Source organism: Amphritea sp. HPY (genome assembly GCF_050870985.1).
Classification (GTDB): domain Bacteria; phylum Pseudomonadota; class Gammaproteobacteria; order Pseudomonadales; family Balneatricaceae; genus Amphritea.
Genome location: NZ_CP194015.1, coordinates 2,261,619 through 2,275,496 on the forward strand (window position 1 = coordinate 2,261,619; position 13,878 = coordinate 2,275,496).

The 13,878-nt window shown below is 53.6% G+C and carries 14 protein-coding genes; 6 read left to right on the top strand and 8 right to left on the bottom strand.

Annotated features, from left to right (window positions below):
* The first annotated feature begins 40 nt into the window (after window positions 1–40).
* From ACQUQM_RS10200 to ACQUQM_RS10225, 6 genes are all read left to right on the top strand, one after another.
* Complete coding sequence (locus ACQUQM_RS10200) at window positions 41–2,716, top strand: molybdopterin-dependent oxidoreductase (protein ID WP_432474380.1); 2,676 nt, start codon at window positions 41–43, stop codon at window positions 2,714–2,716.
* Window positions 2,717–2,771: 55 nt separating this feature from the next.
* A complete protein-coding gene (locus tag ACQUQM_RS10205) occupies window positions 2,772–3,431 on the top strand; it encodes a 4Fe-4S dicluster domain-containing protein (RefSeq protein WP_432474381.1) in 660 nt (219 codons plus the stop codon).
* The gene (locus tag ACQUQM_RS10210) at window positions 3,418–4,266 is read left to right on the top strand and encodes a DmsC/YnfH family molybdoenzyme membrane anchor subunit (RefSeq protein WP_432474383.1); all 849 of its coding nucleotides are present in this window, start codon (window positions 3,418–3,420) and stop codon (window positions 4,264–4,266) included. Before ACQUQM_RS10205 ends, ACQUQM_RS10210 begins: the two co-directional genes overlap by 14 nt.
* Window positions 4,267–4,667: 401 nt before the next feature.
* Entirely contained in the window at window positions 4,668–5,120 is a 453-nt protein-coding gene (locus tag ACQUQM_RS10215) for a MarR family winged helix-turn-helix transcriptional regulator (RefSeq protein ID WP_432474384.1), read from the top strand.
* Between the two features lie 104 nt (window positions 5,121–5,224).
* Window positions 5,225–5,728, top strand: a complete 504-nt coding sequence (gene tpx, locus ACQUQM_RS10220; protein ID WP_432474385.1) for a thiol peroxidase — start codon at window positions 5,225–5,227, stop codon at window positions 5,726–5,728.
* 62 nt (window positions 5,729–5,790) lie between these two features.
* A complete protein-coding gene (locus ACQUQM_RS10225; RefSeq protein WP_432474386.1) occupies window positions 5,791–6,282 on the top strand; it encodes an acyl-CoA thioesterase in 492 nt (163 codons plus the stop codon).
* 82 nt (window positions 6,283–6,364) lie between these two features.
* Here the strand turns inward: ACQUQM_RS10225 and ACQUQM_RS10230 are convergent, their stop codons facing one another.
* The 8 genes from ACQUQM_RS10230 to ACQUQM_RS10265 form a co-directional block, all read right to left on the bottom strand.
* On the bottom strand, window positions 6,365–7,027 hold the full coding sequence (locus ACQUQM_RS10230; protein ID WP_432474387.1) for a CBS and ACT domain-containing protein: 663 nt from the start codon (window positions 7,025–7,027) through the stop codon (window positions 6,365–6,367).
* A 55-nt stretch (window positions 7,028–7,082) separates the two neighbouring features.
* Window positions 7,083–7,850 carry an ABC transporter ATP-binding protein gene (locus ACQUQM_RS10235; RefSeq protein WP_432474388.1) on the bottom strand — a complete coding sequence of 256 codons (768 nt, stop codon included), beginning with the start codon at window positions 7,848–7,850 and terminating at the stop codon, window positions 7,083–7,085.
* A 1-nt stretch (window position 7,851) separates the two neighbouring features.
* Complete coding sequence (locus tag ACQUQM_RS10240; RefSeq protein ID WP_432474389.1) at window positions 7,852–8,613, bottom strand: ABC transporter ATP-binding protein; 762 nt, start codon at window positions 8,611–8,613, stop codon at window positions 7,852–7,854.
* Window positions 8,610–9,605, bottom strand: coding sequence for a branched-chain amino acid ABC transporter permease (locus ACQUQM_RS10245; protein ID WP_432474390.1), 996 nt, complete (start codon window positions 9,603–9,605; stop codon window positions 8,610–8,612). Before ACQUQM_RS10245 ends, ACQUQM_RS10240 begins: the two co-directional genes overlap by 4 nt.
* The gene (locus tag ACQUQM_RS10250) at window positions 9,602–10,477 is read right to left on the bottom strand and encodes a branched-chain amino acid ABC transporter permease (RefSeq protein WP_432474392.1); all 876 of its coding nucleotides are present in this window, start codon (window positions 10,475–10,477) and stop codon (window positions 9,602–9,604) included. The genes ACQUQM_RS10245 and ACQUQM_RS10250 overlap by 4 nt, the downstream gene beginning before the upstream one ends.
* Before the next feature lie 118 nt (window positions 10,478–10,595).
* Window positions 10,596–11,750, bottom strand: coding sequence for an ABC transporter substrate-binding protein (locus tag ACQUQM_RS10255; protein ID WP_432474393.1), 1,155 nt, complete (start codon window positions 11,748–11,750; stop codon window positions 10,596–10,598).
* Window positions 11,751–12,058: 308 nt separating this feature from the next.
* Window positions 12,059–12,844 carry an IclR family transcriptional regulator domain-containing protein gene (locus ACQUQM_RS10260; RefSeq protein ID WP_432474394.1) on the bottom strand — a complete coding sequence of 262 codons (786 nt, stop codon included), beginning with the start codon at window positions 12,842–12,844 and terminating at the stop codon, window positions 12,059–12,061.
* Between the two features lie 15 nt (window positions 12,845–12,859).
* A complete protein-coding gene (locus ACQUQM_RS10265; RefSeq protein ID WP_432474396.1) occupies window positions 12,860–13,648 on the bottom strand; it encodes a helix-turn-helix domain-containing protein in 789 nt (262 codons plus the stop codon).
* Window positions 13,649–13,878: the final 230 nt, after the last annotated feature.

Genomic DNA, 13,878 nt, shown 5'->3' on the forward strand with positions numbered 1-13,878 from the left:
CCCATCTTATTGCTACAACTGTGTCGCAGGGCCAGACCCGATGAAAGTGGAAGTCGTCGACGGTGTGGCCACGCAGGTGATGCCCAATTTTGATGCCTGCGATTCGCACCCCGGCAAGGGCCGTCCGTGCGTCAAGGCCTACGGGTTAGTACAAAAAACCTACAACCCACACCGCGTATTGCAACCGATGAAACGCACCAACCCCAACAAGGGCATGGATGAAGATCCAGGGTTCGTGCCGATTAGTTGGGATGAAGCGTTAACGCTGCTCACCGACAAACTCAACAGCATTCGCGCCAAAGGCCTTATCGATGAGCAAGGAACGCCCCGGACTGCGGCGACTTTCGGCCACGGCGGCACACCGATGTACTACATGGGCACCTTCCCCGCTTTCCTCGCCTCCTGGGGACCGATCGATTTTAGCTTTGGTTCGGGCCAGGGGGTTAAATGCGTTCACTCCGAGCACCTCTACGGTGAGTTTTGGCACCGCGCATTTACCGTCGCCGCCGACACGCCCTATACCCGATTCGTACTCTCGCTCGGCACCAATGTTGATGCCACCGGAGGGCCTTGCGCGATTGCTCGCCATGCCGATGCGCGAGTGCGGGGCTACAAACGGGTCCAGGTCGAGCCGCATCAGTCGGTCACCGGAGCTACCGCCGCCGAGTGGGTGCCGATCCGTCCGAAGACCGATGCCGCGTTCATGTTCGCGCTGATCCACAGCATGCTGCACGACCACCCACGTAATGAGCTCGACATCGACTTCCTGCGTAACCAAACCGCGTCGCCGTATCTGGTCGGTCCGGACGGCTTATACCTGCGCGATCCGAACAGCGCCAAACCGCTAATATGGGATAGCGAACAACAACAGGCGGTACCCTTTGATAGCGCCAACGTGGTACCGGCACTCGAGGGTACCTTTAAGGTCAGGTCTGCGATCAGCGTCGATGCCGATGACGAACGCCATCAACTGAACGATATCGAAGCCACTACCGGCTTTAACAAGCTACTCGATCACATCGCCCAGTACAGTCCGGATTGGGCGGCCAGGGTCTGCGATATCCCGGCCGACACCATCCGTCGGATCGCCTCCGAATACCTCGACAACGCCTGCATCGGCGAGACCATCGAAATTGACGGTGCCACCCTGCCATTCCGGCCGGTGGCGGTAACACTCGGCAAGTCGGTCAACAACGGCTGGGGCGCATATGAGTGCTGTTGGGCCCGGACGGTGATGGCCACCTTAGTCGGCGCCCTTGAAGTGCCTGGCGGCACCCTGGGTACCACCGTGCGCCTTAACCGCCCCCACGAAGATCGCTTACGCTCCGTTAAGCCCGGCATCGATGGCTTTATGGAACAAAAGCTTAACGCCACCGACAAAGAGAACTGGGTGGCCGAGCCAACCGGACGTAACGCCCACACCACCCTGGTGCCGATCGTCGGTAGCTCAGCCTGGAGTCAGGCATTGGGACCCACCCAGTTAGCCTGGATGTTCCAGAAAGATCGTCCCGAAGGGTTCAACCTTCCCGAGCCGACCAAGCCCGATATCTGGTTTGTGTACCGCTCCAATCCGGCCATTTCATTCTGGGACACCCGTAATCTGAATAAATCGATTGCCGACTTCCCCTATACCGTGAGCTTTGCTTACACCCTTGACGAAACCAACTGGATGGCCGACCTGCTGTTGCCCGAGGCCACCGATCTGGAGTCGACCCAATTGATCCCGATTGGCGGCACCAAGTTTGTCGAGCAGTTTTGGAAGCACAAGGGATCGATCTTGCGTCAGAAAGTGGTCGAACCGCAGGGCGAAGCCAAAGATTTCACCTGGATCTCTACCGAGCTGGCCAAACGCATGGACCTGCTGGACAAATACAACACCGCTATCAACCGTGGTGCCGGCGGTGTCGCTCCGTTGAAAGGAGAGGGTTACGATTTTAGTCTGGATGTTAATAAAGCCCATCAACCCGACGAAATCTGGGATGCGGTCTGCAAAGCGACCAGCACTGAACTGAGCAACAACGAGGAAACCAAAGACCTCGATTGGTACAAAGAGAACGGGCTTTACCTAAAACCGATCCCGCAAAAATCCTGGTACCTTTACCCCACCATGAAAGAGCAAGGGATCCGCTTTGAAATGCCTTATCAGGAGCGTTTATTGCGGATCGGTAAAGAGCTGGGTAACCGCCTGCACGAAAAAGATATCGCCTGGTGGGACGAGCAACTCTCCGAGTACTCCGCGCTGCCCGAGTGGCACGATATCCCCGGCCGCTGGGAAACCGCGTTAAAGAACGAAGGCGCTGATCCCGACGATTATCCGTTCTGGCTACTGGCCACCAAGAGCATGCAGTACCACACCGGCGCCAACGTCAGCATCCAACTGATGCGCGAGGTGTCGCAAAACGTCCGCGGCCATACCGGCGTTATCATGAATAGCAGCAGCGCCGCCAAACTGGGGATTGCTAACGGCGATCGGGTGGAGATCCGTTCCAACATCGGCGTCACCATCGGTCGTGCCGAACTGATCCAGGGCGTACGCCCCGACACGCTGGTGATCGTCGGTCAGTTCGATCATTGGGCCACCCCTTACGCTAAGGATCTGGAGATGCCGAGCCTCAATACCATCGCGCCGATGTCCCTGGAACTGACCGACGCCACCGGCTCCGGTGCAGATATCGTTCGGGTCGCCATCAGCAAGGTAAAAGGAGAATCTTCATGAACCGCAATGCCAGGACGATAGTGATCGCCATAAGCAAGGTAAAAGGAGAATCCCTATGACTCGTTACGCCATGACGGTCGACCTGCGTCGCTGCGTCGGTTGTCAAACCTGTACCGCGGCCTGTAAACAGAAAAACGGAACTGCACCAGGCGTTCAGTGGCGCAAGGTGTTGGATATCGAAACCGGCGAATTCCCCGATGTACGCCGCACTTTTATGCCTGTTGCCTGCATGCACTGCGATGAACCACCCTGCGAAGAGGTCTGCCCCACCACCGCCACCCAAAAACGCGACGATGGTTTGGTCAGCATCGACTATGACATGTGTATCGGCTGCTCCAACTGCGTCATGGCCTGCCCTTACGAAGCGCGTTCGATCGCCCACGACGCTAAGTTCGCCTATGGCGACAAGCCGATGGCAAACGAAGCAAAGATGTTTGATCCGGCCAGGATCGAGGTCGCGAGCAAGTGCACCTTCTGCATCGAGCGGATCGATCTTGCTCATGAAAAAGGCCTGACTCCCGGCGTCGATCCAGAAGTGACCCCTGCCTGCGTCAACTCCTGCGCTTCCGGAGCGATGCTGTTTGGCGATATCGAAGATCCCAACAGCAACGTATCTAAGCTATTAAAAGAGACACAGAGCTTCCGTCAACACGAAGAGCTGGGCACCGGTCCAGGCGTTTATTACATATGGGATAAAAACGATGAAGAACTCTAACTCCTCCATCTATTCGAAGGTACAGCGCAACTGGGACTGGCGTGCTGCCGGTAACTTTATCGGCGGCGGTGTCGGCAGTGGCCTGATATTCTGGTCGGTACTGTTAAGCCCGCTGGGCTACGACAGCCTGTGGCTAATGCTCGCAGGGCTGGCACTGGTTGGCGCGGGCCTGTTCTGCGTCTGGCTGGAAATTGGACGGCCCTGGCGTGCGCTGAACGTTTTCAAACATATATCCACCTCCTGGATGTCGCGTGAAGCAATCGTGGCACCGCTGCTGTTTGCAGCCGGAGCCGCTAGCTGGTTATTTGAGCCGCTGCTAGCCTGGCCTACCGCGCTACTGGCGCTACTGTTCCTATACAGCCAATCACGCATTTTGCTGGCCGATAAAGGAATTCCGGCATGGCGTCACCCACGTTGCCCGCAGCTGGTTATCACCACTGGTCTGACCGAGGGCTGCGGTTTACTGATCCTAGCGCTGCCGTTGATCGATACCCACCAGCCCTGGAGCTGGGCGCTGATGCTGATTCTTCTCGGCCTGCGGGTACTGGCGTGGCAGCATTACCGGGCCGGTTTGGAGCAAGCCGGTGCGCCGCCTGCCTGCCAGAAAAAATTTGCTGCGATCAACCCACAATTTCTCTGGCTGGGTCATATCGTACCTGTGGTATTACTTGGCTTTGCTTTCGCTCAGGCTGAAGCGGCAATGCTGGCGGGCATACTGGCTGTTGGCAGCGGTGCCTGGATGAAATATACCCTGATCTGCAAAGCCTCTTTCATCCAGGGCTACAGCATGCAGCACCTGCCGGTGCGAGGCCAACGCGCGGTATCGGCACACTAATCCACCTGGGGAGTCCCCCGGGGCTTTCCTCTTGCGACGGTCCTAGGCCGTCGCCTTTTTCCCCTATAACCTTTCTATTATTACCCCAGCAGCGATAGGCTCAACGGCCCTTCCACTACCGTCAACCCCGCGACCAATGGAGAACCCAAATACCCAACCGTCGTCTTAACACCCGGAAAAGAGCCCTGCAACTCGAGCACGACGACATGGTCGTTTTATGCCGCATCAATGGAGAAGTCGACCCGTCCACTCTCGCAGTAGGTAGCAAAAGCAACATTGTTGATATGATTAAGCCGGCGCTACCAGGCGTCGGCTGGGTAATATTTTTGTATTACAAATAGTCACCAGCCAATACTTTCCATTACAATGATTGGACCTCAATCAAAGTTACCATTGCCATCATGAAGCGAGCCACCGGTACAACAATCGATCACGGTCTCTTACCGCAACTGCTCGGTTACCAGTTGCGCCTGACTCAATTGGCCGTGTTTAAGGATTTTTCAGACAGTGTCAGCGATACGGATATAACACCGAGCCTTTTCGCCGTGCTAGTCGTGATCAACGCCAATCCAGGGCTGAAACAAACCGAGCTAGCCAAGGCCGTACACTTAGACCGCTCCACCGTTGTATCGACCATAGACAAGCTAGAACGGCGAAAGCTGGTACAACGCAAACGTGTAGCAGGTGATCGCCGTACCAACGCCCTACTGTTAACCGATGCTGGCAGCACCCTGTTAGCCCAACTGACTGTAGAGGTGTCCGAACATGAACGGCGATTAGCCGCGCAACTAACACAAACCGAGCGTGAAACCTTGATCCAACTTCTGAGCAAGGTATCTCCAATAAGCGGCTGAGAGCGCGTTGATAGATTCTGAGTTAAGCTTCCATGACAGGCTCAGCGGTACGCAAGCAGAGACCAAACAGACCGCTTTAACCCCAACAGGACGACCCAGCAACGATGACTACTGTGACCTTAAAAGGCGAACCCGTTAACATTAGCGGCACGTTCCCCAACGTCGGCGATCAGGCTGCTGATTTTATTTTGGTTGATAACAATCTCAACGATGTCGGCCTGGATCAGTTCCGCGGCAAAAAGAAACTGCTCAACATCGTTCCCAGCCTCGACACCCCTTTGTGCGCGGAGTCAGCCCGGATGTTTAATTACCGGGCAGGACTGCTTGATAATGTAGCCGTGTTGGTTATTTCGGCAGACCTTCCCTTTGCCCAACAGCGTTTTTGCACCACCGAAGGGGTGGACCAGTTATCGACCTTATCGATGATGCGCAATAGCAACTTTGGCCGCGATTACGGGGTACTGATCGGCGACGGTCCGTTAGCCGGATTGACCACCAGGGCGGTGGTGGTCGTCGATGAGCAGGACCGTATCATTTACACCCAGCTCGTCCCAGAGATCACCACCGAACCCGACTACGAATCAGCGATAGCCGTGCTGAAGAGCTAACCGCATCAGCGCGTTGTGCCACAAGCGTCAGCGATCATCAAACAGGTAATTGAGAACATACCATGAACACGCCGTCCAACATGCTTAATATGACCTCAGAACAGGGAAACGAGGTCTTCATTACCCGCCACCTAATTCGCTTTGGCGATGTTGACCCGGCTGGAATCGCCTACTTCCCTCGCATTCACAACTATATCCACGAATCTTTCGAGAACCTGTGGGAAGAGTATATCGGCGCCCGCTACTACCATGTGATCCAGAACGAACGGGTGGCCTTTCCGATGGCCCATTCGGATGTCGATTTTAAACATCCGCTGCAATTTGGCGACCGGCCGCTGGTCAAGGTGACCTGCTTTAAACTGGGACGATCCTCGCTAGGACTGCGCTATATCTTCGAGGTCAATGGCAAAGTTTGCGTCGATGCGCGAACCACCACGGTCTGCATCAACGCCGATAGCTTCAAGAGTATCGAGATACCGGCCGCCTATCGTAGTTATTTCCAACGGATCATGGCGCCGCTGGATAACGACCAGGATTCCCCCTCCTCTCCTTAACTCGCAGAGAACCTATAAAAAAGCCCGGCAAGCTAACTTGCCGGGCTCTGCAGGATCGAAAACCCGCTTGGTATAAAGCAGTTTAACCTTTCGGGTAGGTCTCAGTAACAACGGTATACCCGTGATCACCCAATTGCTGCCTCACTCCCTGCGGATCATCAGCTTTGAATCGCAAAACCACATGGCGCAAGCCCTCTTCGTCATTTTGATTGTGCTGAGGCGTCATCACACTGACAACATAGCCACCGAGTTCGTCCAGGCAGGCCAACAGCTTTGATAGCGCGCCTTTTTGATCCTTCAATTGAATCGAGAGTCTGGCGGCATCGGGCTCATTACAGCCGGTGATATCGAGGAAAAAGTCCAGCAAGTCGACACTGGTAATAATTCCTACCAGTTTGTCATTCTCTACCACGGGTAAACAGCCGATGGTGTGCTCGCGTATCAGGCAGGCGGCATCCTCTACCAACGTCTTGGGCGAACACGACACCACATTGCGGTGCATAATATCCCTGGCCGTCAGCTTTGACAGCAGATAGTTCACCTCACCGGCTGACAGGGTGGTGATATCCGAAGGCGAGGCTTTCTGCACATCGCGATGCGACAGCACCCCCTGTAAACGACCATCCGCATCGGTCACGGGTATGTGACGGATCCGCTTAGCCTGCATCAGCCCCGCCAGGTGGGTCATTTTGGTATTTTCTTCGACCATCAGCACATCAGAGGTCATGATCGTTTCTATATACATCGGTTAATTCCTCTAAACAGGGGCTCCCGCCGCCTGGAAAACGATTGTCTAAGGCTTAATGGCCTAAATAGGCTTTCTGTACCGATTCATCATTGAGCAGCTCTTCGGCGGAGGCGGAGAACGCCACCCGGCCCGACTCGAGCACATAGCCCCGATCGGCAATTTTCAACGCCGCACGGGCATTCTGCTCAACCAATAAGATGGTCACACCCTGGTTATTGAGATCCTGGATCACATTAAAAATCTCCCCGACCAGCAGTGGTGATAAGCCCATAGAGGGCTCATCAAGCAGTAACAGTCTGGGTTTGCCCATCATCGCACGGCCGATGGCCAGCATCTGCTGCTGCCCGCCGGAAAGGTTGCCGGCCGCTTGCAGTCGCTTCTCTTTCAAGATCGGAAACAGGGAATAGATATTTTCAATCTCGGCTTCAATCACCGCTTTATCATCTTTACGGGCAAAGGCCCCCAACTGCAGATTATCGTTGATACTCAACGGCGCAAAGACCTGTCGCCCTTCAGGCGAATGACAAATCCCACCGGCGGTAATTCGATGAGCGGGCCGATTGGTAATATCCTCCCCTTCGAACATGACACTGCCAGCACTGGCACGCTGTACACCCGAGAGGGTATGCAACAGGGTGGTTTTACCAGCACCGTTAGCCCCGACAATGGTTACCAATTCGCCGGGATATACCTCAAGACTGATATCGACGATCGCTTGAACCGGCCCATAATGACTCACCAGCCCTTCTACCTTGAGGGTCGGGTTCAGTGAGACTTTCGATTGAGATGATGAGTCTACTTGTTGCTGTTCGATCGACATATCACACATCCTCGCCTAGATAAGCCTTGATAACAGCTGGATTATTCTGCACCTCTTGTGGCGTCCCTTCGGCCAACAGACAACCAAACCCCAGCACTAACACCCGGTCAGAGATCTGCATCACCAGCCCCATATTATGCTCAACCAGCAGGATCGTAATACCTCGCCCCTTAAGCCGTTGGATCAACTGCCGCATCTCGACCGTTTCGGTATCGTTAAGCCCAGCTGCGGGCTCATCCATGGCTAAAAACTTTGGATCCGACGCTAGCGCTCGGGCAATTTCCAGCCGTTTCAACTCACCGTAAGGCAACGACCCCGCTTCCCGGTCTGCCAGATGTTCGAGTCCGCACAACGCCAAAGCGTCCATCGACCACTCACGCACCTGACGCTCTTCGCGTATCACCGAAGGCAACCGCAGGGCGGCCTTAATCAAGCCGGTACGGGTACGCATGTGACAGCCCACCATGACATTTTCCAACACCGTCATGTTGTAAAACACCTGCAGGTTCTGAAAAGTTCGCGAGATACCCTGAGCGGCTATTTGATGGGTTTCCATACCGGCTAAATCCTTACCGGCAAAGGTGATTGAACCGCCGCTGGGGACATAATAACCACAGAGCATATTAAACAGGGTGGTCTTGCCCGCCCCGTTCGGCCCAATAACCGAATAGATTTCGCCTTCGGTAACCGAAAAGCTCAGGTCGGTCACCGCCGCCACGCCACCAAAGTGCTTATCCAAATTTACGGCTTGTAAAATTGTCATGAGTCACACTCCAGGGTTTTTTGAGCATCTTGAGGCTTCTGTGAAGGGGCAGAGCGATGATTCAACACCGCGCGTATCTTTTGCGTCAGGAACACAAACAAACCCTGCGGCATAAAGATCATGCCACCCATCAAGATGCCGCCGAAGATGAGCATTTCATAATCTTCAAACACCACCAATGTCTCAGGCAATAATGTCAGCACGATAGCACCGAACACAGCACCATAGGTGGAAGCCATTCCGCCCAATACAACCATGGTGACGATCTCAATCGAAAAACCAAAACCAAACGACTCGGGGCTAACAAACGCCTGTTGGTGGGCAAACAGACTCCCCGCTAGCGAAGCAAACATGGCCGAGAGAACGAACACATTGGTCCGGGTTCTGACCGTATCAACCCCCATCATCTGGGCAGCGAATTCCGAACCGTGTACTGCTCGCAACTCACGTCCGGAACGCGAGTCGATGATATTCAGCGACACCAGTATCGCCGCCAACGAGAAGAACGCGATCATGCCGTACCAACGCAGGTCAGTATCGATCTCAAAGCCAAACAGTGACAACGTGGGAATATCGCCCAAACCATCGGGGCCTCCACTCCAGGAAGACTCTTGCACCAGGATGATATTGACGATAATGCCGAAGCCGAGCGTCGCCATGGCCAAATAATGGCCTTTAAGTTTGAGTATTGGCCGAGCCACCAGGTTGGCAATCACATAGACCAACCCTAACCCCACCAGCATCGCCAGCCAGGCATTGAGCTCAAAGCGTGTCGTTAGCACCGCCGAGCTGTAAGCCCCGATGCCAAAGAACGCCGCATGCCCTAGCGATATTTGGCCGGCATAGCCGATAAACAGATTCAAGCCGACGGCCAAAATCACGTTTAGCAGGATGGTCGCACCGACGACGGTGACAAAATAGTTATCGGGAAACAGTATCGGCAACAGCGCCACTGCCGCGGCATAAACATAAAAACCTTTAAGACGATTCATACACGATCCACCGATTTGAAACCGAATAGCCCGCTAGGCTTGAAGAACAGCACCGCTAAGATAATGACGAAAGCTATCGCATCTTTATAACCGGAAGAGATCAAACCTGCTCCCAGTGACTCCAGCACTCCCAATACCAAACCACCTGCAACAGCACCCATTGAGCTTCCCATACCACCGAGAATCGCTGCAGCAAAACCCTTCAACCCCAACATCGTGCCCGCATCAAAAGAGGTGAAGGCGATCGGAGCTATCAACAATCCGGCCACCGCACCAATGGCGGCAGAGAGACCGTAAGAGGTCAGCAACATCAACTTGACATTAATGCCGACCAAACCGGCGGCGGTCTTGTTACACGAGCATGCCAGGATGGCTTTTCCGATTAGGGTTTTATCAAAGAAATATCGTACCCCAAGGACCAAAACGACGGTGATCCCCATAATCCAGAGATTCTGTGGCACCATAGTTGCCGCGCCAATCTGAATCGGTTCATCGCCGGTAAACGCCGGCATACTGAAAATATCTTTCCCCCAAATCAGCAGCGCAGCTCCTCGCAAGAAGATAGAAGCCCCGATGGTGATAATGATGGTGGCAACAACCGATGCACCACGGGCGGGCTCGATCGCAAATTTATTTAAGCAAAACCCAACCAGCGTCACGATGACTATCGCTACCAGCAGCGCGAGAGGATAAGGCACTCCTGCTCCAAGCAGCCCCACCACAGACATGGCGCCCAACATGACAAACTCACCCTGAGCGAAGTTCACCACGCCAGAAGCGTTATAGATGATGGCAAAACCCAACCCTACCAGGGCGTAGGTCGAACCGATGGATAGGCCAGTAGCCAGAAACTGAATAATCTGATCAAACATATGCTTTACCTCAGTCTGCAACCTCACTCAGCAACCACCCTCATTTCCGACAGAATATTATCTGCAAGGTTATGGCAGGCAGCCGCTGAGCTATCCTAGAGAAAAATGAAAACCAGCCTTAGTTGACCAGCGTCCAGTCTCCATTACGAATTTCAAGCATACGGAATGCGTCCAGGCCAAGACCCAGATGGTCGTCTTTGCTCATGGTAAAGATGCCGCCGGTACCAACAAAATCCTTGGTGGCTTCGATCTGATCGCGAACCGCCGTTTTATCGGTAGAGTTAGCGCGGTCGATCGCTTCCAGAGCGATATGCAAGCCGTCGTAGGCATGCCCACCAAAGGTCGATACCGGGCCGTATTTGGCTTCATAGGCGCTTTTGAAAGCCACCAATACCGCTTTCTGCTTGTCACTATCGTCCAGCTTATCGGCAACTAACAGTGCCGCTGCGGGCAAACGCACACCTTCGGCTGCATCACCAGCCAGCTCGATATACTTCTTAGACGCTACACCGTGGGATTGATAAAGAGGTAGTTCGATTCCAAGCTGACGGATGTTCTTGGTCACAATTGCGGGCCCAGAACCAAAACCAAAGTTTAGAATCGCTTGTGCATCAGAGGCACGAATATTAGTCACCTGAGCGGTCATATCGGTATCTTTTCGGCCGTATGATTCGTCCGCCACGATAGTGATACCAAAGTCAGGTGCCAGCGCCAGGCTCTGGGCGCGGCCCGACTTGCCGAAACCGCCATCACCGCTAATCAGCGCGACCTTGGTAATGCCACGCGCCTGCATATCTAGATAGACCTTGGATGCTGCCATCCGGTCGGTGTGTGGTGTTTTAAAGGTCCAGGGACTAACCGGATCAACGATTTTCACCGATCCAGCCAAAGAGATGAAAGGCACACCTGATTTTTCGATTTCAGGCATTGAAGCCAGAGTGCTACCCGAGGTAGAGCCACCTACGATGACATCGACTTTGTCACGCTTGATCAGGCGCTTGGCAAAGTTAACCGCTTTTTTGGCGTTACCGCCGGTATCGTAATGCACCAGCTCAACTTGTTTGCCATCAATGCCGCCTTTGGCATTGATATCTTCGATATACATCTGCAGCGTCTTTAACTCAGGATCCCCGAGAAAGGAAGCAGGTCCCGTAACTGAAAGGAACGTTCCTACTTTAATGGTATCGCCCGCAGCTAACACAACACTACTCGCAGACAGCATCCCTAAAGCCACTGCTGCCATACCTGCCAAACACTTATTCCGCTTTTTCATGATTCATATCCTTACTTGAGTACTTATTTATTTTTGTATTACAACTCTCGGTACAGGAAATATAATTCAGACCTATAGCATCTTCTTACACTTCATACATAACTTATAGTGCATCAAGACTTTTAGGAAAAGAAGACAGTGCTCTTTCAAACATTCCACTGCGTGGAACGATCGACACTCTGCAGGCCATACCCTTAACAAGCATCAAGAAACTAAGCAAAAAAACAGGAAAGGTCCGAACTAGCCCTTACGCCTTAGCATGGCTTCTGGGTACTGGCTTTCAGAGAGATTGAAGGTTAAGACAACGCTTATACTGCAGGATTATCATTTTCCAACACAGCCGACAAATGATCAGCGGCTTCTCTTAACCTTGGATAAAACTGTGACTCGATCAAAGCCTGCTCAACCGCATCATCTGGCCATGCAATGTTGATACAGGCCTTTATCCGACCATGTAAAAAAACCGGTACCGCAATGGCGCCTTGAGCATGGGCCGGTGCAGGCCACTCATGAGCCTTTCGTAACCCATATCCATGCTGGCGAACCCGCTGTAGCATCGCATCCAACCAAGCCTTATCCGCTGCTAAGACCCCTGGTTCACCACCGGCGGCGATAACCCGCTCGATAATCTCGTCACGCTCAGTATCAGAGCAAAAAGCCAGATACGCATGCCCCAGTGCAGACCTTAAGATACCTACTTTAACGCCTACCACTTCGGGTCGAACTGCCACTACTTGTTTCTTTCGTGTTCGTTCTACCACCTCCATAAACAGCCCTCTACGGACCGCAACGTACGAAGGCCAAAAAAGGTCACTCTTCAGCTCATCGAGGATCGGCCCTGCCGCTTCAGCCAGCGCATCTGCGGCGAGTAAATTATCGGTCAAACATCTAAGCCGAAAAGAGAGCCGGTAGTGCTCATCGCTCAGTCCGCGATATACCCAGCCATGATGTTGCAAGGTATTGAGTATTCTAAGCAAAGTGCTCTTAGGCAGCGCTGTCGTATGACTTAACTTCGACAGCGACACCGGGGCTTCCTGGCGAATACATTCGACCACCTGCAAGCCGCGCGATAACACTCTGATCTGCTTTTCCATGCCCTGATCTGCCCATCAATAAAGCAAAAAGAAATGCTCTTGAAGCACCGTCGTCAGCTCATCTGCTGCAGCCCGTAAACGGGGGTAATAGGTATCTTCTACCTGCTCTGCCGTCACCGCCCCTTCAGGCCAGACAATGTTGATACAAGCTTTGACCCGCTCTTCGACAAACACCGGCACTGCAAGCCCGCCAAGCGCACCGGCGGGGGCGGGCCAGGCACCCGCATCACGCAACCCATAACCGCGCTTACGCACCAGTTCAACCATCTGCCCGAGCCACTCATTATCTTGCGCCAAGCGTCCTTGCTCCCCTTTCTGCAGCATAAGTCGTTCTAATATTTCCTCTCGCTCGGTGTCAGAACAGAAGCTGAAGTAAGCATGCCCCACGGCCGAGCGCAAGATTTCCGGCTCGACCCCCATTGAATCCCGATTCACTACCACAACCTGTTTCTTACGGGTTGTTTCAACGATGGCCATCACCAGCCCTTTACGGATCGCCATATCCGACGGCCACAAGACATCCGCCTGCAAACCATCCAGAATCGGCCCTGCAGCCTCAGCTAATGCATCCACCGCCATCAGGTTATCGCCGAGATGATGCAGGTGATACGACAAGCGATAACGGTCATCCCCTATGCCACGGTAGACCCAGCCCTCTTCCTGCAACGTATGAAGCATCCGCAGCAAAGTGACCTTAGGCAGCTCGGTGCCTCTATGCAGCTCCGCAAGCGAAACAGGTGGATGCGACTGCAAGTATTCGATCACATGCAGACCTCTGGAAAGCGCTCTAATCAGGTTTTCCATATATCCCCTACTCCATACTCAATTCAAATAACAGCTAAGGAACCCTTAACTCCGCAATAATCTATTCAACCTTTCTCTGCATCCCAGCAGTACTACCAACTCTCCATTTCCATAACAGCGGGCAGCGCTTGCTTGTTGACGAAGCCTCTGTCATACCCCTAACTATCAGTTCCACCTAGTGGAATAGCAACCTATTCAATACATTGCAACCCCGCGAACACTTGATGCAT

Bases quoted from the DNA above. Each gene is read 5' to 3' on its own strand.
- ACQUQM_RS10200 (WP_432474380.1), top strand. From the start codon at position 41: ATGAAAGTGGAAGTCGTCGACGGTGTGGCCACGCAGGTGATGCCCAAT.
- ACQUQM_RS10205 (WP_432474381.1), top strand. From the start codon at position 2,772: ATGACTCGTTACGCCATGACGGTCGACCTGCGTCGCTGCGTCGGTTGT.
- ACQUQM_RS10210 (WP_432474383.1), top strand. From the start codon at position 3,418: ATGAAGAACTCTAACTCCTCCATCTATTCGAAGGTACAGCGCAACTGG.
- ACQUQM_RS10215 (WP_432474384.1), top strand. From the start codon at position 4,668: ATGAAGCGAGCCACCGGTACAACAATCGATCACGGTCTCTTACCGCAA.
- tpx (WP_432474385.1), top strand. From the start codon at position 5,225: ATGACTACTGTGACCTTAAAAGGCGAACCCGTTAACATTAGCGGCACG.
- ACQUQM_RS10225 (WP_432474386.1), top strand. From the start codon at position 5,791: ATGAACACGCCGTCCAACATGCTTAATATGACCTCAGAACAGGGAAAC.
- ACQUQM_RS10230 (WP_432474387.1), bottom strand. From the start codon at position 7,027: ATGTATATAGAAACGATCATGACCTCTGATGTGCTGATGGTCGAAGAA.
- ACQUQM_RS10235 (WP_432474388.1), bottom strand. From the start codon at position 7,850: ATGTCGATCGAACAGCAACAAGTAGACTCATCATCTCAATCGAAAGTC.
- ACQUQM_RS10240 (WP_432474389.1), bottom strand. From the start codon at position 8,613: ATGACAATTTTACAAGCCGTAAATTTGGATAAGCACTTTGGTGGCGTG.
- ACQUQM_RS10245 (WP_432474390.1), bottom strand. From the start codon at position 9,605: ATGAATCGTCTTAAAGGTTTTTATGTTTATGCCGCGGCAGTGGCGCTG.
- ACQUQM_RS10250 (WP_432474392.1), bottom strand. From the start codon at position 10,477: ATGTTTGATCAGATTATTCAGTTTCTGGCTACTGGCCTATCCATCGGT.
- ACQUQM_RS10255 (WP_432474393.1), bottom strand. From the start codon at position 11,750: ATGAAAAAGCGGAATAAGTGTTTGGCAGGTATGGCAGCAGTGGCTTTA.
- ACQUQM_RS10260 (WP_432474394.1), bottom strand. From the start codon at position 12,844: ATGGAAAAGCAGATCAGAGTGTTATCGCGCGGCTTGCAGGTGGTCGAA.
- ACQUQM_RS10265 (WP_432474396.1), bottom strand. From the start codon at position 13,648: ATGGAAAACCTGATTAGAGCGCTTTCCAGAGGTCTGCATGTGATCGAA.